A 21,629-nucleotide genomic window follows, 5' to 3' on the forward strand; every position below is an offset into this window, starting at 1 on the left:
CGGTCAGAGCCCGGTCCGGCCCAATGCGACGGTCTCGCCCGGTCCTCAGAGCAGGGATCGCAGGACGTACTGCATGATTCCGCCGTGGCGGTAGTAGTCCGCCTCGCCCGGGGTGTCGATACGGACGGTCGCGGTGAACGTCCAGTCGTCGGCCTTGACCTCGACCTCCCGCGGGACCTCGCCCTCGTTGAGCTTCGTGATCCCGGTGATCTCGAACGTCTCCTCGCCGGTGAGTCCGAGCGTCTCGGCCGACTCGCCCTTGGGGAACTGCAGCGGCAGCACGCCCATGCCGATGAGGTTCGACCGGTGGATGCGCTCGTAGGACTCGGCGATCACCGCTTTGACCCCGAGCAGCGCGGTGCCCTTGGCCGCCCAGTCTCGCGAGGATCCGGAGCCGTACTCCTTGCCCGCGAGGATCACGAGGGGAATTCCGGCCTGGCCGTAGCTGACCGATGCGTCGTAGATCGTGCTTTCGGGCGCATCGGGTCGGGTGAAGTCGCGGGTGAAGCCGCCCTCGGTGCCGGGCGCGATCTGGTTGCGCAGACGGATGTTGGCGAAGGTGCCGCGGATCATGACCTCGTGGTTGCCGCGGCGCGAGCCGTAGGAATTGAAGTCCTTGCGCTGGACCCCGTGTTCGGCCAGGTACTTGCCCGCGGGGGAGTCGGCCTTGATCGAACCGGCGGGGGAGATGTGGTCGGTGGTGACCGAATCGCCCAGCTTGGCCAGCACCCGGGCCGCACGGATGTCGTTCACGGGCGTGGGTTCGACGGGCATGCCGTCGAAGTACGGAGGTTTGCGAACGTAGGTCGAGGAGCTGTCCCAGGTGAAGGTCTCTCCTTCGGGAGTGGGCAGCGACTGCCAGCGCTCGTCCCCGGCGAAGACATCGGCGTAGTCGTCGACGAACATCGAGCTTGCGATCGCCGTGCCGACCACCTCCTCGATCTCGGCGGTGCTCGGCCAGATGTCGCGCAGGTAGACCGGGTTGCCGGCCAAGTCGTCGCCCAGGGAATCGTTGAGCAGGTCGACGTCCATCGATCCGGCCAGCGCGTAGGCGACCACCAGCGGCGGGGACGCCAGGTAGTTCATCTTGATGTCGGGGTTGATCCGACCCTCGAAGTTGCGGTTGCCCGACAGCACGGCGACGACCGCAAGATCCGACTCGTTGACCGCGGCGCTGACCTCGGGGATCAGCGGGCCGGAGTTGCCGATGCAGGTCGTGCAGCCGTAACCGACCAGGTTGAACCCGAGCTTGTCCAGGTAGGCGGTGAGCCCCGCCCGGTCGTAGTAGTCGCTGACCACCTTCGACCCCGGGGCGAGGGTCGTCTTGACCCAGGGCTTGCGCGACAGGCCCTTCTCGACGGCCTTCTTCGCCAGCAGGGCGGCCCCGATCATCACCGAGGGGTTCGAGGTGTTCGTGCACGAGGTGATCGCGGCAATCGTGACGGCACCGTGGTCGAGTTCGAACTCGGTGCCGTCGGCTAGCCGCACCCGAGTCGGTGCGCTGGGACGGCCGCCGTCGGTGGCCGCGCAGGAGACGAGCTGGCCCGGCGCCGCCTCGCTGTCGTTGGTGTCGTGGGACGGCGCGTCGCTGGCGGGGAAGGATTCGGCCACGCTCTCGTCGTAGCCCTGCTCCGGCTCGTCCACGTAGGCGGCCAGGGCGGAGCGGAACGCTTCCTTGGCATCGGTCAGCGCCACCCGGTCCTGCGGGCGCTTGGGTCCGGCGATGCTGGGAACGATGGTGGAAAGGTCCAGCTCGAGGTACTCGGAGTACTTCGCCTCGAAGGACGGGTCATGCCACAGGCCCTGGGCCTTGGCGTAGGTCTCGACGAGGCCGATCTGTTCCTCGCTGCGGCCCGTCAGCCGCAGGTACTTGACCGTCTCCTCGTCGATCGGGAAGACCGCGATGGTCGAGCCGTACTCGGGACTCATGTTGCCGATGGTGGCGCGGTTGGCCAGCGGGACCGCGCCCACACCGGTCCCGTAGAACTCGACGAACTTGCCCACGACGCCGTGCTGGCGCAGCATCTCGGTGATCGTCAGGACCAGATCGGTCGCGGTGGCGCCTTCGGGCAGCTCGCCGGTGAGCTTGAAGCCGACCACGCGGGGGATGAGCATCGAGACCGGCTGGCCGAGCATGGCCGCCTCGGCCTCGATGCCGCCGACACCCCAGCCGACGATGCCCAGTCCGTTGATCATCGTGGTGTGCGAGTCCGTGCCTACGACCGTGTCGGGGTAGGCCTGCAGTTCCTCGCCGTCAGGGGTGTGCACGGTGCGCCCGAAGACGACGCGAGCCAGGTGCTCGATGTTCACCTGGTGGACGATCCCGGTGCCCGGGGGCACCACCTTGAACTCGTCGAAGGCGGTCTGACCCCAGCGCAGGAACTGGTAACGCTCCCGGTTGCGTTCGTACTCGAGCTCCACATTGCCCACGAAGGCCTCGGGTCCACCGAAGAGGTCGGCGATGACCGAGTGGTCGATGACGAGCTCGGCCGGCGCGAGCGGGTTGATCTTGGCCGGGTCGCCGCCCAGCTCCGCCACGGCCTCGCGCATGGTGGCCAGGTCGACGACGGCGGGGACGCCGGTGAAGTCCTGCATGACCACACGGGCCGGCGTGAACTGGATCTCGGTGCTGGGCTCGGCCTGCGGGTTCCACCCGGCGACCGCCCGGATCTGCTCGTCCGTGACGTTGGAACCGTCCTCGGTACGAAGCAGGTTCTCGAGCAGGACCTTCAGGCTGAACGGCAGTTCGGACGCGCCCTGCACCTTGTCCAGCCGGAAGTAGGTGTAGCTCGTGTCACCGACCTGGAGTCGATCCTTGGATTCGAAGCTATCGGGGTTGCCAGCAGGCACGGCCTTCTCCTAGTCACAGGTCACAGACGGGCGAACAACGGTGATGCGTGGACTGGCCCCGGGGCACAGGATGTCCGGCCCCGAAGTCGGCCGCTCGAACCTCTACATCTTTCCGCATTGCATCCGATGAACTCATCGTGGGTCATCCCACACAAGACGATCGCGCCCTCATGTGTGACTGGTGTTTAGTGGTGATACGGGTGTTACTGGCGTGGCCAGTGGCGCAGATGGGGCGGAACTGGCAGTCTGTCCCTGGCAGGTAGCAGATCAGAGGGGTTCACAGTGTTCCGACAGGTGCGAGATCTCGGCGGCACACCGCGAAAAGCCAGGCTGGCCGCCACCGGCGCGGTGGTCGCCGCGCTGCTGGCATGCTCAGTCACGCCGGTACTGGCCAGCCCCGTGTTGGCCAACCCCGCCAACCCCTCGGACACCCAGATCTCGGCGGCCCAGCGGGCCAAGAACGCGATGGCCGATCAGGTCGGGCGGCTCTCGGCCCAACTGGCCAAGGCCGCCAGCGACCTGCAGCGGCTCACCTCCCAAGCTCAGCTGGCCGAGCAGAAGTACGCGCTGGCGATGTCGAAGCTCGCCGACGCCAAGACCCAGGCAGCTGCTGCCCAGGCCGCGATCCAGGCCGCGACGACCCGCCTGGACACCGCTCGCAAGAACCTGCAGAGCTTCCTGCGCACCAGCTACATCTCGCCGGCCGCCGACGCCGGAACCGGGGGACTGCTCACCGCTACCGACCCGAACGCCGTGCTCGAACGCGGTGACTACCTGCACTACCTCAGCGCACGACACCTCGACGTGACCGGCGAACTGGAACGCGCGACGGTGGCCAAGTCGAACGCCGAGGCCAAAGCCAAGGCTCTCGTCCAGCTCGAGACCTCGCTGACCCAGCAAGCCCAGGCCGCCTTCGAGGTGGCCAAGGAGAAGCGCGCCCAGCAGCAACAGTTGCAGGCTTCGCTCCAGCAGCAACAGCAGACCGTCTCCGCGCAGCTGCGAGTCGCGCAAGCCAAGCTGGCCGATCTCAACCACCAGCGAGCCAAGTACAACGCCTGGGTGGCCGAGCAGCGTCGGATTGCCGCAGCCAAGGCGGCCGCTGAGGCCGCTGCCCGTGCTCGCGCCCTGGCCGCGGCCCAGGCCGCCGCCGCCGCGAATGCCGCGGCTCAGGCGGCCGCCAACGCCAACCAGGGCGGCGGCGGTGGTGGCGGTGGCGGTGGTGGTGGCGGTGGCAACACGACCTCTGGGTCCGGGGCCGTCTACAACCCGCCGTCCTCGCTCGGCGGCTGGACCGCGGCCAAGGGCCAGGCCGCCGTCAACCGGGCCCTGCGCACCCTCGGCACGCCTTACGCCTGGGCCGGTGGCGGTTACAACGGCCCCACCTACGGCGTGAACTCGCCCGGTACCGACGGCTGGAACGACTCGACCGTCTACGGCTATGACTGCTCGGGCCTGTCGATGTACGCCTGGGCCTCTCAGGGCTTGTATCTGCCGCACTATGCCGCCAGCCAATTCAGCCAGGCCGGTTCCTACCACCCGGCCGCCGGCAACTTCATGCCGGGCGACCTGCTCTTCTGGGGCTTGCCGAACCAGGGCGACATCCACCACGTGGCCATCTACATCGGTGGGGGCAACGTGATCCAGGCGCCGTACTCGGGCACCGTTGTCCAGATCACCCCATGGACCCAGGTTTCCGGCGACTACTTCGGCGCCACCCGACCGCTCACCTGATCGTCGCGGGCGCGTGCTTGTTCCGCGGGTGACTACGCTGGGCTGATGACCGCCACACCGATCGAGCCGAGCGCGACCGACAGCGGTCTGGTCGACTCTTTCGGGCGTCGCGCCGAGGATCTTCGCATTTCTCTGACCGACAAGTGCTCGCTGCGCTGCACCTACTGCATGCCGGCCGAAGGACTGCCGTGGCTGGCCAAACAAGCCGTGCTGGACGACGACGAGATCGTCCGTCTCGCTGGCATCTTCATCGAGCTGGGCGTCAGCTCGATCCGTCTCACCGGGGGTGAGCCGCTGGTCCGCCCCGGGGTGGCTGCCCTGGTGGCGCGGCTGGCCGAGTTCCGACCCCGCCCCGAACTGTCGCTGACCACGAACGCGATCGCCCTGGCCGACCAGGCCGAGGCGCTGACCCGGGCCGGTCTCGATCGGGTCAACGTCTCCCTGGACACCCTCGACGCGGGTGTCTTTCATCGGCTGACCCGCCGCGACCGCCTGGACGACGTCCTGGCCGGCCTCGCCGCGGCCCAGGCGAGCGGTCTGTACCCGGTCAAGATCAATGCCGTGCTCATGCGCGAGGTGAACCTGCAAGAGGGGGGCGCCCTGCTCGGCTGGGCGTTGCGCGGTGGTTATGAGCTTCGATTCATCGAGCACATGCCACTGGATGCACAACACGCCTGGAGCCGTGCGGACATGGTCACCGCCGACGAGATTCTCCAGGTGCTGCAGGCTGATTACGTGCTGCGGCCCATCGGGCGCCGTCACAACGCGCCCGCCGAGCAGTTCGAGGTCCTCGACGGCCCCGGCCGCGACCAGTGGGCCGGGCCGAGCCCGCAGGTCGGCATCATCGCCTCGGTCACCCGCCCGTTCTGCCGCGACTGCGACCGGCTCCGGCTCACGGCCGACGGGCAGTTGCGCACGTGCCTGTTCGCCCACGTCGAGACCGATCTCAGGGCGCTGCTGCGCGATGGCGCAAGCGACGTCGAGATCGCCGGTGCCGTGCGCGGCGCGGTCGCGGCCAAGCCCTCCGGGCACGGAATCACCCTTCCGGGTTTCCGCCAGCCGGAGCGGCCGATGTCGGCTATCGGCGGCTGAGCTACGACGCGGGCGCCTCGTTTCGACCCGCTACGCGGCGGCTGCGCGCCAGCACAGCAGACAATTACCCGACCGTTCGGCGGACTCCTCCTCAGCTCGGTTACGGTTAGTGCAGACACTGATCGATCCACCACCCTGCGGCGAACAGCTGGCGCGCAAGCTTGAAGGAGTCCGATGACCGAGGCGGCGACGACCTCACCAACCCCGGCGGCCGACGCCACCGCGCTCGAACGGGTCATCTTCGAGGTCAAGCGCGTGATCGTCGGCCAGGAGCGGATGGTCGAGCGGATGATGGTGAGCCTGCTCGCCCGGGGCCACTGCCTGCTCGAGGGCGTACCGGGCGTGGCCAAAACGCTGGCGGTCGAAACGTTGGCCCACACCGTCGGCGGCAGCTTCGCCCGGCTGCAGTTCACCCCGGATCTGGTCCCTTCCGACATCGTCGGCACACGGATCTACCGGCCCGGTTCCGAACAGTTCGACACCGAACTCGGCCCGGTCTTCGCGAACTTCGTGCTGGCCGACGAGATCAACCGAGCACCGGCCAAGGTGCAGTCCGCTCTGCTTGAGGTGATGGCCGAACGTCAGGTCTCCCTCGGCGGTCGCCGTTACCCGTTGCCCAAACCGTTCCTGGTGCTGGCCACCCAGAACCCCATCGAGTCCGAAGGCGTGTATCCGCTGCCCGAAGCCCAGCGGGACCGCTTTCTGATGAAGATCAACGTCGATTACCCAACTGCGGCCGAGGAACGCGAGATCGTCTACCGCATGGGCGTCGACCCGCCGGTGGCGCAGACCGTGATCTCCACCGATGAGCTGATGTCGTTGCAGGATCGGGCCAGCCGGGTGTTCGTCCACCACGCCGTCGTCGACTACGTCGTCCGGTTGGTGGTGGCGACCAGACAGCCCGCGGAGTTCGGCATGCCCGACGTGGCGCACTGGATCTCCTACGGCGCCAGCCCGCGTGCCAGCCTCGGTCTGATCTCCGCCGGTCGGGCCCTGGCCCTGCTGCGCGGGCGTGACTACGTGCTGCCGCAGGACGTGCTCGACGTGGCCATCGACGTTCTGCCGCACCGGATGGTGCTGTCCTACGACGCGATCGCCGACGGAGTGACCGCGGTCCAGGCGACCGGACGCGTCCTGCAGTCGGTTCCGTTGCCTCAGGTAGCTCCCCGCCAGCGCGCGGGCAACGGCTTCATCCCGGCCGCCAGTACCGCGCCGCCACAAGCGGTGACGGCCGGCAACTACGGTGCTCACGTCGCGCCCAACGTCGCGCCCAACGTCGCGCCGAACGGCACGCCCGGGCCCCCGTGGGGTTCCTCGGCGTGACCTCGCCGCAGGGGCCCACATCGGCTGCCCTGCCGCCGGAGACGGAGGCGGTGCTGCGGCGGCTGGAATACGTCGTGCGCAACAAGCTCGACGGCTTGCTGCAGGGCAGTTATCTCGGTCTGGTCCCCGGTCCCGGGTCGGAGGCGGGAGAGTCGCGGCAGTACTACCCGGGCGACGATGTTCGGCGGATGGATTGGCCGGTAACGGCTCGGACCATGACCCCGCACGTGCGGCAGACCGTGGCCGACCGCGAGCTCGAGACGTGGCTGGTGGTCGACCTGTCGCCGAGCCTGGACTTCGGCACAGCGAACATGGAGAAGCGCGACCTCGTTTTCGCCGCGGCAACCGCGATGGTGCACCTGACGACCAAGGCGGGCAATCGGATCGGGGCGATCGTCACCAACGGCGATCAGACGTATCGCATTCCGGCCGTCGGCGGCATCAACCACGCGCGATACCTGCTACGCAAGCTGGCGGCCACGCCCCGCGCCGACCACGGCGGTGGCCACGACCTGCGCGACGCGCTGGAGCAGGTCCGCCGACCGCCGAGACGGCGCGGAATGGTTGCCGTCATCTCAGACTTCCTCGGCGCCCCGGACTGGGAACGGCCCCTGCGCGGCCTGGGGGAGCGTCACGAGTTGCTCGGCATCGAGATCGTCGATCCACGCGAGATGGACCTGCCCGCCGCCGGTCTGGTGACCTTCGTCGACCCAGAGTCCGGGGAGCAGCTCGAGGTTCAGACCTCTGACGCTCAGCTCCGGTACCGCTACGCCGTCGCCGCCCGCGAGCAGCGAGCGAGCATCGCGACGATGCTGCGACGCGCCGGTGCCGACCACCTGCAGCTGCGCACGGATTCGGACTGGTTGTCGGACATGGCGCGGTTCGTGGTCACCCGGCGTCGCGGCGTCGCGGCCCGTCCACCGTCCCGGGCCGGCATGATCGGGGTCCACTGACATGCATTTCGCCTCACCGATGTGGCTGTTCCTGCTGTTGGCCGTCGCTGCCGTGGGGTTGGCGTACGTGTTGCTGCAGCTGCGCCGGCGCACGTTCGTCGCCCGGTTCAGCAACGCCTCGCTGCTGGCCAGCGTCGTCCCGCGGCGCCCCGGCTGGCGGCGCCACCTGACGTTCGCGCTGTTGCTGATCGCGATGACAGTGCTCTCGCTCGGCGTGGCCCGGCCGACCGCGGCGGTCCGGGTGCCCCAGGAGCGCGCGACCGTGATGCTGGCCATCGATGTGTCGCTGTCGATGCAGGCCACCGACGTGCTGCCCAACCGGCTGGACGCGGCGAAGAAGGCCGCGCAGGAGTTCTCCGATCTGCTGCCCCGCCGGATCAACCTCGGCCTGGTGAAGTTCGGCCGAAACGGCAGCGTGCTCATCCCGCCGACGCAGGACCGGACGGCGTTCAAGCGGGCGGTGGACGGACTCCAGCTCGAGCCGTACACCGCGATCGGTGAAGGGGTGTTCTCGTGTCTGGACGCCCTGCAGAATTTCAACCAGGCGAGCAGCACCCCCAACGACAAACCCGCACCGTCGCGGATCGTGCTGCTCTCCGACGGCTCGAACACCATAGGACGCAGCGTGGCCGAGGCGGCCACAGCGGCGAAGAAGGCCAACACACCGGTGTCCACGATCGCCTTCGGGACGGAGAACGGGACGGTCACCGTCGATGGCCAGACCACCCCGGTGCGGGTGGACAAGGCGACGTTGAGGTCACTGGCCCAGTCCACCGGCGGCACGTTCCATTCCGCGGCCTCGGCCGAGGAACTCAAGTCTGTTTACCAGGACATCGGCTCGCAGATCGGCTATACGACGGCCGAGCGCGACATCAGCTGGCGGTTCATGCTTGTGGGCCTGCTGGCGATGATGGGCGCCGGAGCGGTGTCGCTGCTGTGGTCCGGACGGCTGTCCTGAACCAGCGCCGTCGGGTGCGGTAGGACAGTTATCGGGCGGTGGGATCCAGGAAGAGCTTGCCGGTGCTCGTGCGCGCCAACAGTTCCCGGTGTGCGTCGGCCACGGTGTCCAGGGTGTAGCGCCCGCCGATCACGGGGCGGATCGTCCCGGCGGCCACCAGGCCGAACAGATCGGTGATCGCGGCAGCGAGCATGCCCGGCCGCCGTACCGTATGCGCCAGCCAGAAGCCGATCACGGCCGTGCTGTGCGCCATCAGGGTGGTCGGCCGGACGGGGCTCGGCTCGGATCGGCCGGCCATGCCGTAGACGGCCAGCCGCCCGAACGGTGCGAGGGCGGCCAGGCTCTGGTCGAACACCGACCCGCCGGTCATCTCCAGCACGACGTCCACGCCCTTGCCGCCGTTGGCCTGCTTGAGCGCCGCGGTCAGGTCCTCGGCCCGTGAGTCGACCGCGACGTCGGCGCCGAGTTCGAGCGCCAGCCGACGCTTGTCCGCACTGGAGGCGGTCGCGATCACCCGTCCGGCGCCCCAGTGCTTGGCCAGTTGGACGGCGATGCTGCCGACCCCGCCCGCGGCGGCGTGCACGACCACGGTCTCGCCTGGGCTCAGATGGGTGCTCGTGCGCAGCAGGTGCCATGCGCTCGCTCCCTGCACCAGGCACGCCAGGGCCGCGGGGTCGGAAACCCCCGATGGGACAGGGATGATCTGCGCCGGGGCCAGGGCAATGCGCTCGGCGTACCCGCCGGTTCCGACCAGAGCCAGGCCGCGTCCGGACTCGGGCAGTTCGACCACGACTTCGCCGCCCGGGATCAGCGGCAACTGCTGCTTGGCCAGGTAGGAATCTTCGGTCGCATGTGTGTCGGCGTAGTTGATGCCGGCCGCCCGGACGGTGAACACCGCGGTGCCCTCGGCCGGGCTCGGTTCGGCCACGTCGACGACCTGAAGGACCTCGGGACCGCCGAAGGAACTGAGTTGGACTGCGCGCATGACCGAGACACTACCCACGGGTAACTCCGGGGCGGCCCCCCGATCGGATAGCGTGACCGCCGTGAGTCGATCTGTGCTGGTAACCGGAGGAAACCGCGGCATCGGGCTGGCGATCGCGCAGGCCTTCCTGGAGGCCGGCGACAAGGTCGCGGTCACCCATCGTGGCTCCGGCGCGCCGGACGGCCTACTGGGCGTCGAGTGCGATGTGACCGACAACGCCGCGGTGGACCGCGCGTTCTCCGAGGTCGAGGCGGCCCACGGCCCGGTGGAGGTCCTGGTCTCCAACGCCGGCATGACCGAGGACACGCTGCTCATGCGCATGAGCGAGGAATCATTCACCCGGGTCGTCGACGCCAACCTCACGGGCGCGTACCGGGTGGCCAAGCGGGCAACGCCCGGCATGCTCAAGGCCAGGCGCGGCCGGATGATCTTCATCTCCTCGGTAGTGGCCTTCGCCGGATCGCCGGGTCAGGTCAACTACGCGGCCAGCAAGGCCGGCCTGCTCGGCGTGGCCCGCTCGATCGCCCGCGAACTCGGTAGCCGCAACATCACCGCCAACGTGGTCGCCCCGGGATTCATCGACACCGACATGACCGCCGAACTCAGCGACGCGCGCCGCAACGAGATCCTGGGCAGCGTCCCGCTCAAGCGCTACGGACACGCCGCCGAGATCGCAGCGGCGGTGCACTTCCTGGCGTCGGAGCAGGCGGGCTACATCAGCGGAGTCGTCCTCCCGGTCGACGGCGGCCTCGGCATGGGTATCTAAGGAGTTCCTCGTGGGATTGCTCGACGGCAAGCGACTTCTCATCACCGGCGTCATCACCGACGCCTCGATCGCGTTCTCGGTCGCCCGGATCGCTCAGGAGCAGGGCGCCCAGGTCGTGCTCACCGGCTTCGGGCGGATGTCACTGGTCGAGCGGGTGGCCAGGCGCCTACCGGAGCCCGCCCCGGTCGTCGAACTGGACGTCACCGACGCCGAACACCTGGCCGCACTGCCGGACAAGGTTCGTGAACACGTCGACGGTTTGGACGGGGTGCTCCACTCGATCGGCTTCGCGCCGGCCAGCTGCCTGGGCGAGGACTTTCTCGGGACTCCGGTGGCCGACGTTCAGACCGCGTTCGAGGTATCGGCGTACTCGTTGAAGTCCCTTGCGGTGGCGACCAAGCCGCTGTTCGGTCCGGCCGGCGGCTCGCTGGTCGGGCTGACCTTCGACGCGAGCGTCGCCTGGCCGGCCTACAACTGGATGGGTGTGGCCAAGGCGGCGCTGGAGTCGACCTCGCGGTACCTGGCCCGTGAGCTCGGACCGGACAAGATTCGGGTCAACCTGATCGCTGCCGGCCCCATCCGGACCATGGCGGCCAAGAGCATCCCGGGCTTCGTCGCCTTCGAGGATGCCTGGGGCCCGCGCGCTCCGCTGGGCTGGGACATCGACGACGCGACCGCGGTCGGACGCAGTTGTGCGGCGCTGCTGTCGGACTGGCTGCCCGCCACCACCGGCGAGATCGTCCACGTCGACGGTGGCTTCCACGCGATGGGCGTCTGAACCGCGACCCTTCCGAGGCTGTGTACCGTCGAATCGTGAGTAGCTTCGACGCCTTCCTGTTGTTGTCCTTCGGCGGCCCGCAGGGACCCGATGAGGTCATGCCCTTCCTGCGAAAGGTGACGGCGGGGCGTGGCATACCGGACGAGCGGTTGACCGACGTCGCCCAGCACTACCTGCACTACGACGGCGTCTCGCCGATCACTGCGCAGAACGAAGCCCTCCTGCTGGCGTTGACCAAGGAGTTCGAGCGCCGCTCCATCACGCTTCCGCTGTACTTCGGCAATCGAAACTGGCACCCCTTCCTGGCCGACACGGCACGCACGATGGCTGCCGACGGAATCGGGCGCGCGCTGGTGCTGGCCACCAGCGCGACCGGGTCGTACTCGGGTTGCCGCCAATACCGTGAGGACCTCGCGCGAGCCACCGTCGACCTGGCCGGTGAGGGAGTATCGGCGCCTGAGTTCGTCAAGCTGCGGCACTACTTCGACCTGCCCGGTTTCATCGAGGCGAACGCCAACGCCGTGCGGGACGCGCTGGGACAGCTGCCGCCGGAACAACGTGAGGACGCCCGGCTGATCTTCACCGCCCACTCGATCCCGGATTCGATGAACGAGACCGCCGGTCCGACGGGCGGGCTGTACCTGGCCGAACACACCGCGACCGCCCGGCTCGTCGCCGAGGCGGTCCGCGGTCCCGGCGCGCAGTTCGACCTGGTGTGGCAGTCCCGGAGCGGTCCGCCGCGAGTTCCGTGGCTGGCCCCGGACATCAACGATCACCTGCGGGGCCTGGCGGCCTCCGGAGCCGCCACGACGTCCGGTGAGCATGCCCCGGTTCGCGCGGTGGTCGTCGCGCCCACCGGTTTCATCTCCGACCACATGGAGGTGATGTGGGACCTGGACAACGAGGCGGCCGAGACCGCTCGGGAGCTCGGACTCGGCTTCGTCCGGGCGGCTACGGCCGGGACCGACCCGGCCTTCGTCAGCGGCCTGGTCGACCTGGTCGAAGAGCGGCTGTCCGGCCGGGAGCCGGTGTCGCTGTCCGGGCTAGGGGTATGTGGCCGGGATTGCCCGTCCACATGCTGCCCGGCGCCGCTTCGCCCCACGGCCGAGCCCGCCGCGCAGCCTGCCCGACCCGCTGTCCCCGCTACGGAGTCCTGAGGTGCCCGGTGTGCTGAAGTCAGCCGCGATCGGCTGGGCGTCCGGTGCGCGCAGTAGCGCCGGTCTGGCCGCGATCCTGGTGCCGAGGGGCGAGTTCGCTCATCGGGCCCGGTACGGGCGTGCGCGGGAGTCCGCGGCGCTGGTGGCGGTGTCCGGCGAACTGACCGTGGACAAGCTGCCGATGACGCCGAGTCGACTACAGCCGGTGGCTCTGCTCGTCCGCCTCGCCGTGGGCGCTGCGGCCGGAGCCAGCCTCGCGCGTCGCGCGGATCGACCGGTGTTCGTCGCGGGTTCGGTCGCTGCCCTGGCGGCCTGGGGCGCCTCGGTGGGCGGCGTGCGCTGGCGCGAGCTGGCCGCTGCTCGGACGGGCAGCGACTGGCCGGGGGCGCTGGCCGAGGACTTCACCGCGCTCGCAGTCGCGCACTGGGCGGTTCAGGAGTAGCGCGATGGCAGATCACGGTTCCGCTCGGTTCGACGCCGCCGGCTTCGACGCCGACCGATTCGTTCTCGCCCAGGACGAGGGTGCGACGTATTCGCGCGCCCTGGCCGAATTGCGGGCCGGCCGCAAAGTCAGCCACTGGATGTGGTTCGTGTTCCCGCAGATCCGGGGCCTCGGGTCGAGCGCGATGGCGCATCGATACGCGATCTCCTCACTCGATCAGGCGCGGGCGTATCTCAGCCATCCGGTGCTGGGGCGACGACTGCGCGAAGCGGTCGCCGCGCTGCTGGCCGACGGCAAGCACGACGCGGTCGCCGTGCTCGGCAGCGTCGACGCCATGAAGCTGCGTTCGAGCATGACGTTGTTCGCTCGGGCCGGCGTACCCGGGGATGTGTTTCAGACCGCGCTGGATCGGTTCTTCGCCGGCGAGGAGGACCCGGCCACCCTCGCGCTGCTCGACCCGCCCCCCGAGCGGTCATGACCCCGCGCAAGCCCGCGAACGTGTCCTTCGGTGACTGGGTCGAAGGCCAGATCCGGGACGCCCAACGTCGTGGCGTGTTCGATGACCTGCCCGGCGCCGGTCAGCCGCTCACCGGGTTGCCCGTCGCGGACGACCACCTGAGCTGGGTCGCGAACAAGCTGCGCCGGGAGAACCTGCCCGTGGCTGCGATCCTGCCGCCGTCGTTGGCCCTGCCCAAGGAGATCGAGGAGTTGCCCGGCCGGCTCGCGCGCCAGCGCTCGGAGGCGCAGGTGCGGGAGATCCTGGACGAGCTCAACGACCGGATTCTCAAGGCTCATCGTCGTCCGCAGGAAGGTCCGCCGCTGCTGGTGATGCTGCAGGACGTCGACAAGTGGGTCGGCGCCTGGCGCAAGGCCACCGAACAGACCCGCGCCGAGCAGGCGGCCGGACGCACCGCCCGACAAGCGGCCCAGTCGGCTCGCGCGACGTCGCCGCAGGATGCCTCGGTGCGGACTCAGCCGAGGCGGTGGCGGCCCGTGAGGTGGCGTCCGACGCGGCGGTGGCGCGTCATCGGGCGGTGAGCCCTCACTGGGCGTTGACTTCGGCTCCGGCGTTGTAGCCGGCGAGCAGAGCTCGGCGCACCGCCATGCGCAGTGGTTTCAGAATGGCGGCGCGGTCGGCCACATCGGCGGCGGTGACCGTGCCGGTGTCGTCGGAGTCGACGAGGGTGAGGACGGCTGACAGCCGCTCGGCCTGGGCGATGACCCGAACCGCGCGCGGCGGGTGGCTCGCCGGCAGATTCAGCTTCTCCCCGGCACGTCGCGCGTTCGACAGCGCGGGCGCAACGTCGGCCAGCCAACTCGTACGTCCCCGATCGGCCAGGGCCGATGCCGTCTCGCGGATCGCTTCGGTGAGATCGTGCTCGGCGTCCGGGACGCTGAGATAGTCAGGATTGGCCGGCAGCGCGCGCGTGCGCCACCAGCGCAGTTCCGGACCCGCGCTGCTCGGCGTCTGCGGTCCGGCCACACACGTCAGCCCGATCTCACCGCCGAAGGTGGCCTCACCGGCACCCAGCGCCGCGTCACGAAAGGCCGGGTCCCCGGCCAGGCCGCGGACGTCTCCGGCCACCGGCAGGACCAGCCGCAGGCTTCGTGCCCCGGCCGCGCGCAGATCGAACAGGGCCGCACCGACAGGGTTGGTGACCAGGGTGGCGTCGAAGCCGGGACCGGGGAGTGGCCTACCGTGCCCGGTGGCCGCATCGAGGACCGAGTCGAAGGACTCGCGCCCCTGTAACCAGGCGGTTCCCCAGGCGGCCAGCTGCGCACAGCGACGTTGCAACACGAGAGTCAAGATTACCCAGTGCCACCTACCGGGTTCGGGTGCCGCCCACGTTTATGGTGTGGCGGCGGGACCAGCGGAAGGAACGATCACGTGCGCTATTCATCAGACGTCCTCGGCGGCAACGGGGGCCACCGTCGCCGGTCGGTGCGCCAGGTGCCCGCGGAGGTCGACCTCGTGGTCGAAACGGTCGACGGCAGTTTCTGCGGAGCGGTGGTCTCGGTGGGCAAGACCGTCCTCGCCGGCGAGAAGCGCGACACCGTCACGCTGGCCGACCGCTTCGACCGGCACCGGGTCTTTCCGCTGTTGGCGGCGGGGTTCCTGCTCGAGGGCGAGCTGGTCACCCTGGTCCGGCCCGAACCCGGACCGGCCCCGGTCAGCCGGGCCGGACGGACAGCGTCGGGATCGGTCGCGGTGGCCGGGGTCAGGGCACAGGTGGCCAAGGCGAGCCGGATCTGGGTCGAAGGCGTGCACGACGCGGCGTTGGTCGAACGGATCTGGGGCGAGGATCTCCGGATCGAAGGCATCGTCGTGGAGCCGCTCGGTGGCATCGACAACCTCGTCGCGGACGTCCGGGCGTTCGCGCCGAGCCGGCAGCGACGGCTCGGTGTCCTGGTCGACCATCTGGTGCCGGGCTCGAAGGAATCGCGCATCGCCGCCGGGGTGAACTCACCGGATGTGCTGATCAACGGTCACCCGTACGTCGATGTCTGGCAGGCCGTGAAACCGGTTGCCCTCGGTATCGACGGATGGCCGGCGGTGCCCCGTTCGGTTCCGTGGAAGGAAGGTGTCGCGGCGGCCCTGGGCGTGTCCGACCCGCGAGAGCTGTGGCGGCGTGTGCTGGCCTCGGTCGACTCCTACGCCGACGTGGAGGTGCCGCTGCTGCGCTCGGTGGAGGAACTCATCGATTTCGTCACCGTCGGCTAGAACGGACTCACGTTGGCCGGTGCCCGATCGGCGGCCAGCATGGCCTCGAATCGCCTTACAGCGTCGGGAGATTCCTCATCGACCAGGCCGGCCAGTACCTGCGAGCGAACCGTATTGCCCGACAGGTAGACCGCGGCCAGTGCGCGCTGGGAAAGTCGCAGGTCCACGGCCGCGGTAGGCGTCCGGATGCACTCGGCGTGCGAGGGTGAGGCGTCGAGGGTGTAGCGGCCGGCGGCCCAGCCGAGACCGTCGCCGTCCACCACCTCCACCACGAGCCGATCGGCGACTGCGTACCGCCGCGCGGCCAGGGCCGCCTCGACGTCGAGAATGCGAAGCCACAGGCCGTCGCGGGTGAGTTCACGCCGTGCGGCGCGGCCATCGGAGATCAGCCACTCCAGCGGTTCGTCCACCGCCTGCTCGATCCAGCGGATGCCCCGGATGAGGTCGATACCGAGTAGATGCGTCCACAGCGCGCGGTAGCCATCCGAGGACGAGGCCATGAACTCGCCGAGGGTGAGTTCCATCTTCTCCTCGAACCAGTCGCCCTCGCCCGCGGACCAGGTGGTGAAACCGACCGGGCGGCCGCCTTCGTCGATCGCCACGATGCAGACCGGCTCACGTTGGCCGGCCGGACGCAGTCCGTCAAGGCCGATCCGTCGGTGCCAGTAGGGCTCGGTCCGGTCGATCTGCCCGGGCCGCTGGCGGCGGATCGCCTCGAAGACCGGTAATGCGTGGCTCAGCAGTTCCGCCGGCTCCACCTGGCGAATCGTCACCGGCCGCCTCGGCGGCACGACCCGAACCGGCGGCTCGGCCACGACCCGGTAGTTAGCCGCGAAGGCGGCGGGAGCGTAGCCGAAGCGTCCGTAGATGGGCCATTCCGCCGCTCGGAGCACACTCACCGCTTCGCCCCGGGCGCGCGCCTCATCCAGCGACGGTGTGAGCATGCCGGTCAGCAGCCCCTGGCGGCGATGAGTCGCGGCCACCGACACCATGGTCAGCGCGTCGGCCTGGACGACCAGCGTGTCGCCGTCCGGGCCACCCGGGACGGTCAGGGTGGTGCCGAAGGTCCGCAGCGTGGCCACCCACCGCCCGTCATAGGCACCCCAGGAGCGCTCGCCGTCCCATTGCCGTTTGAAGTAGTCGCGCTGGGCATCGCTGAACGGGGTCGCCGGATCGTCGAGGAACGTGGTTCGCATGGTGCGCAACCAGGGCAGAATTTCCTCGAACGGGACGTGGCGGATCTCGGCGGCCGGCATGCGTGCGAGTGTGTCAGCCTCACTGACGGGTTTCATCCCATTAACGATGCTCGGGTCGAAGGGGGTGCCGTCGTGGACACCATGCCCGGACCGTCCTCGAATCAGATCCAGCTCACCTTGTCGTGCAGTAGCGCGTATCCGATGAAACTGGCGACGTCGATGATGCTGTGGGCGATCACCAGGGGGAGTACCCGCCGGGTCCTGGTGAAGAAGTAGCCGAAGATCGCGCCCATCACGAAATTGCCGACGAAGGCGCCCGCGCCCTGGTACGTGTGGTAGCTGCCTCGGATCACCGCGCTGAGCAATATTGCCTGCCAAGCGGGCCAGCCACGCTGGCGCAACCTGGTCAACAGGAAGCCGACCATGATGATTTCTTCGTAGAACCCGTTCTGGATTCCGGACAGGACCAGCACCGGGTAGCGGTACCAGGTGTCGGCCAGGCCGGAGGCGACGATCTCGGCGTTGATGCCCAGCTGTCTGGCCAGATAGACCAAACCGATTCCGGGAAGACCGATGAGGGCGGCCAAACCGGCCCCACTCAACGCATCCCAGCGGGCGCGGAGCCGGTCGAAGCCGATACCGAAACCGGAACCGCCCGGTGATCGGCTCAGCAGATAGAGCGCGAACAGCGCCGGGACTACGCCGGAGAGGATTCCCACCAGCTGGTAGGACAGATCCACCCACTCTCGCGGGTTCTGCGCGTTGTTCAGGGTCGCCACGGCGTGGCGGAAACCGCCGCTGCGCGTCTGGATGTCAGCGAAGTTGATGAGCGAGTTCAGGGCCGAGATGCCCAGGGAGACCCCGAGGACGAGCAGGATCTCCAGCCCGTGGTGCCGACGCGATTTCTCCGGGGAGGTCTCAGGCGAGATGTTCCCGGAGGACTCCGGCGAGCTTTCAGGCGACGACGGTGCGGGAGCGCTCACTCATGCAGTCTGCCGGTACCTCAGGGAGATGTCGTTGCAGGCCTGGCAGGTGTCGGCCGGAATCACACCGGCTCTCATCAGATACCCGAACGCGACGCAGCCCAGGCACAGGCCGCCGATCGATTCGAGGGCGGCCGCGACGATGATCAGCGCCAGGAAAAGACTGGCGATCAGGGCCGAGCCGAAGGCGAACCAGGCCAGGGCCGCACCACCGGTGACCACGAGGCCGATGGTCTGGGCGAACCGCTTCGGCGGTCCGGGCACGAGCTTGGGGTGTCCCAGCCGCGGCGCGATCACCCTGGTGGCCAGTTGTCCGAGGGGGCTCAAGGTCGGCCCGGACAGGACCCGCAACGCGAACCCGGCCGCCAGCAACGCGGTGAGCCAGAGCCACTGGCCCGCCACCGCGACGACGGCGATGAGCAGGACACCCGCGGCGACCGAGCGGGCCGCCTTCTCGTTCACCGGATTGGGGAAGCCGATCACTGAGGACATGACCGCTACAACCCGCCCGGGTCGGACCGTATTCCTAGTGTTCCGGCAGGGTTGGTTAGTAAGTTGGCGCCCTCAACGGGACGGGACCGACCATTCGGCCTGGTTGGCGGCTTCGGCACCGATCGTGGTGTCCGGACCATGCCCGGTGTGCACGACGGTTTCGGAGGGCAGTGTGAGAACCCGCTCACGTAGCGAATCGACGATGACGTCGAAGGACGAGAACGAGCGACCGGTCGCGCCGGGACCGCCCCGGAACAATGTGTCGCCACTGAACAGGGCCCCGAGCGAAGGTACGTAGAAGCAGACCGCGCCCGGAGCGTGCCCGGGGGTGTGGATGACCTGCAGCGACTGGCCGGCGACGCCGATCGTTTCGCCGTCGGCCAGCGGCTGGTAGTCGAAGTCCGGATAGCTCTGGCGCCACAGCACATCGTCGTCCGGGTGCAGGCGAACGGGTGCTGAGAACCGTTCGGCCAGTTCGCGGGCCGCTCCGACATGATCGTCATGAGCGTGCGTGCACAGGACGGCGAGCACGGCACGCTCTCCGATCACACCGGCGATCGCGTCGGCGTCGTGAGGTGCGTCGACGACCACGCACTCGGACTCGTCACCCACGACCCAGACGTTGTTGTCTACGTCCCAGCTGCCGCCGTCGAGGGTGAAGGTGCCCGACGTGACGCCGTGGTCCACCCTCAGTGGCCCAGGGCCGCTCGTCACAGGACGACCACCGAACGCAGCACATCGCCATGGTGCATCTTGGTGAATGCGGCCTCGATGTCGGACAGCCCGATGGTCTCGCTCACGAACCGGTCGAGTGGCAGCCGGCCCTGCAGGAACAGCTCGATCAGGACGGGGAAGTCCCGACCGGGCAGGCAGTCGCCGTACCACGAGGACTTCAGCGCACCACCACGGCCGAAGACATCGATGAGCGGAAGTTCCAGCGTCAGCTCGGGTGTGGGCACGCCGACCAGGACCACGGTCCCAGCCAGGTCCCGGCCGTAGAAGGCCTGCCGGTACGTTTCCGGCCGGCCGACGGCGTCGACGACGACGTCGGCACCGAACCCGCCGGTCAGTTCTTGGATGGCAGCGACCACGGCGTCGGTGTCCAGGCCGGTGGAGTTGATCGTGTGCGTCGCGCCGAGCTCGCGGGCATCGGCCAGCTTGCGGTCGTCGAGATCGATGCCGATGATCCGTCCCGCTCCGGCCAGGCGCGCACCGGCGATCGCCGCCGAGCCGACCCCGCCGCAGCCGATGACCGCGATCGAGTCACCCCGGCCCACTGCTCCCGTGTTGATGGCGGCCCCGATCCCAGCCATCACGCCACAGCCGAGCAGTCCGGCCACCGTCGCCGGAGCGGCCGGATCCACCTTGGTGCACTGTCCGGCCGCGACGAGAGTCTTCTCGGCGAAGGCGCCGATGCCCAGCGCCGGCGAGAGTTCCGTGCCGTCGGTCAGGGTCATCTTCTGACGCGCGTTGTGGGTGTTGAAGCAGTACCAGGGACGGCCTCGTCGGCACGCTCGGCACTGCCCGCACACCGCACGCCAGTTGAGGATGACGAAGTCACCCGGCGCGAGATCGGACACGCCCTCACCAACGGACTCGACCACCCCGGCGGCCTCGTGTCCCAGCAGGAAGGGGAACTCGTCGTTGATGCCGCCCTCGCGGTAGTGCAGGTCGGTGTGGCACACCCCGCAGGCCTGGACCTTGACCACGGCCTCCCCGGGGCCGGGATCGGGGACGACGATGTCGACGAGTTCGACGGGCTGGGAGACGGAACGGGCGATGACGCCTTTGACCACGGATGCCATGCTCAGCATCCTTGCAGAGTCAGCGCTGGTCGGCCGGGACGTAGGAACGCGTCGTGGGGCCTGTGTAGAGCTGGCGCGGCCGACCGATCTTGGTCTGCGGGTCGTTGATCATCTCGTGCCACTGGGCGATCCAACCCGGCAGCCGCCCGATCGCGAACAGCACCGTGAACATCTTGGTCGGGAAGCCCATCGCCCGGTAGAGCAGACCGGTGTAGAAGTCGACGTTCGGGTACAGCCTGCGGGAGACGAAGTACTCGTCGGACAAGGCGTAACCCTCCAGCTCGATCGCGATGTCGAGCAGGTCGTCGCGCTTGCCCATCGCCGAGAGCACGTCGTCGGCGGTCTTCTTGATGATCGCAGCGCGCGGGTCGTAGTTCTTGTAGACCCGGTGTCCGAAGCCCATCAGCTTCACGCCGTCTTCCTTCGCCTTGACGCGCTCGACGAACTTCTTCACGTCGCCGCCGTCGTCGCGGATGCCTTCGAGCATCTCCAGCACCGCAGAGTTCGCACCGCCGTGCAGCGGACCGAACAAGGCGTTGATTCCCGCCGAGACCGAGGCGAACAGGTTCGCGTTGGACGAACCCACCAACCGCACGGTCGAGGTCGAGCAGTTCTGCTCGTGGTCGGCATGCAGGATGAACAGTAGATCGAGGGCCCGCACCACGGCGGGATCGGCCTCGTACGGCTCAGCCGGGAAGCCGAAGGTCATCCGCAGGAAGTTCTCGACCAGACCGAGGGAGTTGTCCGGGTAGAGGAACGGCTGACCGACCGATTTCTTGTAGGCGTAGGCGGCGATGGTAGGCAGCTTGGCCAGGAGTCGGATGGTGGACAGGTCCACCTGCTCGTCGTTGAACGGATCCAGCGAGTCCTGGTAGAAGGTCGACAGCGCCGACACAGCCGAGGACAGCACCGGCATCGGGTGAGCGTCACGCGGGAAGCCGTTGAAGAACAGCTTCAGGTCCTCGTGCAGCAGCGTGTGCCGGGAGATGCGGCCGGTGAAGGCCTGGAGTTCGTCAGCGGTGGGGAGCTCGCCGTAGATCAGCAGGTAGGACACCTCGGCGAACGTGGAGTGCTCGGCCAGTTCCTCGATCGGGTACCCGCGATAGCGCAGAATGCCGGCGTCGCCGTCGATGTACGTGATCGCCGAGGCACACGACGCGGTGTTCGCGAATCCCGGGTCGTAGGTCACCAGCCCGGTCTTGGCCAGCAACTTGCTTACGTCCGCGCCCGATGCGCCCTCGCTGGCCGGGATGATCGGCAGCGGCAGGTCGTCGCCGGAGGACGGGTGTAATACGGCGGCGTCGACGCTTGTGGCGGTGTCCGTCATCTCAACTCCCAACTTCGGTGTGTGTCTCGACCCTACTGTGCCCAGCGCGGCGAGCGATCGCACGAAAAC

Annotated in this window: 21 protein-coding genes; 12 read left to right on the top strand and 9 right to left on the bottom strand. The window is 68.8% G+C overall.

Annotated elements, in window-relative coordinates; all coding sequences use genetic code 11:
• Positions 1-45: 45 nt before the first annotated feature.
• Entirely contained in the window at positions 46-2,850 is a 2,805-nt protein-coding gene (gene acnA / locus M6D93_RS09450) for an aconitate hydratase AcnA (RefSeq protein WP_249774103.1), read from the bottom strand.
• Positions 2,851-3,132: 282 nt separating this feature from the next.
• Between acnA and M6D93_RS09455 the strand changes: the two genes are divergently transcribed.
• The 5 genes from M6D93_RS09455 (at position 3,133) to M6D93_RS09475 (ending at position 8,907) form a co-directional block, all read left to right on the top strand.
• A complete protein-coding gene (locus tag M6D93_RS09455; protein WP_249774104.1) occupies positions 3,133-4,581 on the top strand; it encodes a C40 family peptidase in 1,449 nt (482 codons plus the stop codon).
• Positions 4,582-4,626: 45 nt separating this feature from the next.
• The gene (moaA, locus tag M6D93_RS09460; RefSeq protein ID WP_249774105.1) at positions 4,627-5,673 is read left to right on the top strand and encodes a GTP 3',8-cyclase MoaA; all 1,047 of its coding nucleotides are present in this window, start codon (positions 4,627-4,629) and stop codon (positions 5,671-5,673) included.
• A 174-nt stretch (positions 5,674-5,847) separates the two neighbouring features.
• Positions 5,848-6,996 carry an AAA family ATPase gene (locus tag M6D93_RS09465; protein WP_249774106.1) on the top strand — a complete coding sequence of 383 codons (1,149 nt, stop codon included), beginning with the start codon at positions 5,848-5,850 and terminating at the stop codon, positions 6,994-6,996.
• Entirely contained in the window at positions 6,993-7,949 is a 957-nt protein-coding gene (locus tag M6D93_RS09470; protein ID WP_249774107.1) for a DUF58 domain-containing protein, read from the top strand. Before M6D93_RS09465 ends, M6D93_RS09470 begins: the two co-directional genes overlap by 4 nt.
• A 1-nt stretch (position 7,950) precedes the next feature.
• Positions 7,951-8,907: a VWA domain-containing protein gene (locus tag M6D93_RS09475; protein WP_249774108.1), complete on the top strand. Its 957-nt coding sequence runs from the start codon at positions 7,951-7,953 to the stop codon at positions 8,905-8,907.
• A 28-nt stretch (positions 8,908-8,935) separates the two neighbouring features.
• Here M6D93_RS09475 and M6D93_RS09480 read toward each other — a convergent pair whose 3' ends face one another.
• Entirely contained in the window at positions 8,936-9,892 is a 957-nt protein-coding gene (locus tag M6D93_RS09480; protein WP_249774109.1) for a quinone oxidoreductase family protein, read from the bottom strand.
• A 61-nt stretch (positions 9,893-9,953) separates the two neighbouring features.
• On the opposite strand from M6D93_RS09480, the gene fabG reads away from it, so the two are divergent.
• The 6 genes from fabG (at position 9,954) to M6D93_RS09510 (ending at position 14,073) form a co-directional block, all read left to right on the top strand.
• Positions 9,954-10,658 (top strand): 3-oxoacyl-ACP reductase FabG, encoded by a 705-nt coding sequence (gene fabG, locus M6D93_RS09485; RefSeq protein WP_249774110.1) that lies wholly within the window; start codon positions 9,954-9,956, stop codon positions 10,656-10,658.
• A 10-nt stretch (positions 10,659-10,668) separates the two neighbouring features.
• Positions 10,669-11,436: an enoyl-ACP reductase FabI gene (gene fabI, locus M6D93_RS09490; RefSeq protein WP_249774111.1), complete on the top strand. Its 768-nt coding sequence runs from the start codon at positions 10,669-10,671 to the stop codon at positions 11,434-11,436.
• Between the two features lie 98 nt (positions 11,437-11,534).
• Positions 11,535-12,593 (top strand): ferrochelatase, encoded by a 1,059-nt coding sequence (locus M6D93_RS09495; RefSeq protein WP_430667227.1) that lies wholly within the window; start codon positions 11,535-11,537, stop codon positions 12,591-12,593.
• Between the two features lie 10 nt (positions 12,594-12,603).
• Complete coding sequence (locus M6D93_RS09500; RefSeq protein WP_249774113.1) at positions 12,604-13,035, top strand: hypothetical protein; 432 nt, start codon at positions 12,604-12,606, stop codon at positions 13,033-13,035.
• A 4-nt stretch (positions 13,036-13,039) separates the two neighbouring features.
• On the top strand, positions 13,040-13,513 hold the full coding sequence (locus tag M6D93_RS09505; protein WP_249774114.1) for a DUF1810 domain-containing protein: 474 nt from the start codon (positions 13,040-13,042) through the stop codon (positions 13,511-13,513).
• Positions 13,510-14,073: a DnaJ family domain-containing protein gene (locus tag M6D93_RS09510; protein WP_249774115.1), complete on the top strand. Its 564-nt coding sequence runs from the start codon at positions 13,510-13,512 to the stop codon at positions 14,071-14,073. The genes M6D93_RS09505 and M6D93_RS09510 overlap by 4 nt, the downstream gene beginning before the upstream one ends.
• Before the next feature lie 4 nt (positions 14,074-14,077).
• Here the strand turns inward: M6D93_RS09510 and M6D93_RS09515 are convergent, their stop codons facing one another.
• Entirely contained in the window at positions 14,078-14,833 is a 756-nt protein-coding gene (locus M6D93_RS09515) for a hypothetical protein (protein ID WP_249774116.1), read from the bottom strand.
• A gap of 90 nt (positions 14,834-14,923) precedes the next feature.
• Between M6D93_RS09515 and M6D93_RS09520 the strand changes: the two genes are divergently transcribed.
• Positions 14,924-15,757, top strand: a complete 834-nt coding sequence (locus tag M6D93_RS09520; RefSeq protein ID WP_249774117.1) for a DUF3097 domain-containing protein — start codon at positions 14,924-14,926, stop codon at positions 15,755-15,757.
• On the opposite strand, the gene M6D93_RS09525 is transcribed toward M6D93_RS09520, so the two are convergent.
• The 6 genes from M6D93_RS09525 to M6D93_RS09550 form a co-directional block, all read right to left on the bottom strand.
• Positions 15,754-17,013: a GNAT family N-acetyltransferase gene (locus M6D93_RS09525; protein WP_249774118.1), complete on the bottom strand. Its 1,260-nt coding sequence runs from the start codon at positions 17,011-17,013 to the stop codon at positions 15,754-15,756. The genes M6D93_RS09520 and M6D93_RS09525 overlap by 4 nt on opposite strands.
• Positions 17,014-17,114: 101 nt before the next feature.
• A complete protein-coding gene (locus tag M6D93_RS09530; protein ID WP_249774119.1) occupies positions 17,115-17,936 on the bottom strand; it encodes a CPBP family intramembrane glutamic endopeptidase in 822 nt (273 codons plus the stop codon).
• Positions 17,937-18,428, bottom strand: coding sequence for a DUF4395 domain-containing protein (locus M6D93_RS09535; protein ID WP_249774120.1), 492 nt, complete (start codon positions 18,426-18,428; stop codon positions 17,937-17,939).
• 72 nt (positions 18,429-18,500) lie between these two features.
• Positions 18,501-19,142 carry an MBL fold metallo-hydrolase gene (locus tag M6D93_RS09540; protein ID WP_249774121.1) on the bottom strand — a complete coding sequence of 214 codons (642 nt, stop codon included), beginning with the start codon at positions 19,140-19,142 and terminating at the stop codon, positions 18,501-18,503.
• Positions 19,139-20,233, bottom strand: coding sequence for an S-(hydroxymethyl)mycothiol dehydrogenase (locus M6D93_RS09545; protein WP_249774122.1), 1,095 nt, complete (start codon positions 20,231-20,233; stop codon positions 19,139-19,141). Before M6D93_RS09545 ends, M6D93_RS09540 begins: the two co-directional genes overlap by 4 nt.
• A gap of 19 nt (positions 20,234-20,252) precedes the next feature.
• Positions 20,253-21,560 carry a citrate synthase gene (locus tag M6D93_RS09550; protein WP_249774123.1) on the bottom strand — a complete coding sequence of 436 codons (1,308 nt, stop codon included), beginning with the start codon at positions 21,558-21,560 and terminating at the stop codon, positions 20,253-20,255.
• Between the last annotated feature and the right edge of the window lie 69 nt (positions 21,561-21,629).

The sequence above is a fragment of the Jatrophihabitans telluris genome, from assembly GCF_023516435.1.
Classification (GTDB): domain Bacteria; phylum Actinomycetota; class Actinomycetes; order Mycobacteriales; family Jatrophihabitantaceae; genus Jatrophihabitans_A; species Jatrophihabitans_A telluris.

Bases quoted from the DNA above. Each gene is read 5' to 3' on its own strand.
- M6D93_RS09550 (WP_249774123.1), bottom strand. From the start codon at position 21,560: ATGACGGACACCGCCACAAGCGTCGACGCCGCCGTATTACACCCGTCC.
- M6D93_RS09495 (WP_430667227.1), top strand. From the start codon at position 11,535: ATGCCCTTCCTGCGAAAGGTGACGGCGGGGCGTGGCATACCGGACGAG.
- M6D93_RS09510 (WP_249774115.1), top strand. From the start codon at position 13,510: ATGACCCCGCGCAAGCCCGCGAACGTGTCCTTCGGTGACTGGGTCGAA.
- M6D93_RS09465 (WP_249774106.1), top strand. From the start codon at position 5,848: ATGACCGAGGCGGCGACGACCTCACCAACCCCGGCGGCCGACGCCACC.
- M6D93_RS09480 (WP_249774109.1), bottom strand. From the start codon at position 9,892: ATGCGCGCAGTCCAACTCAGTTCCTTCGGCGGTCCCGAGGTCCTTCAG.
- M6D93_RS09545 (WP_249774122.1), bottom strand. From the start codon at position 20,233: ATGGCATCCGTGGTCAAAGGCGTCATCGCCCGTTCCGTCTCCCAGCCC.
- M6D93_RS09475 (WP_249774108.1), top strand. From the start codon at position 7,951: ATGCATTTCGCCTCACCGATGTGGCTGTTCCTGCTGTTGGCCGTCGCT.
- M6D93_RS09505 (WP_249774114.1), top strand. From the start codon at position 13,040: ATGGCAGATCACGGTTCCGCTCGGTTCGACGCCGCCGGCTTCGACGCC.
- M6D93_RS09525 (WP_249774118.1), bottom strand. From the start codon at position 17,013: ATGCCGGCCGCCGAGATCCGCCACGTCCCGTTCGAGGAAATTCTGCCC.
- moaA (WP_249774105.1), top strand. From the start codon at position 4,627: ATGACCGCCACACCGATCGAGCCGAGCGCGACCGACAGCGGTCTGGTC.
- M6D93_RS09535 (WP_249774120.1), bottom strand. From the start codon at position 18,428: ATGTCCTCAGTGATCGGCTTCCCCAATCCGGTGAACGAGAAGGCGGCC.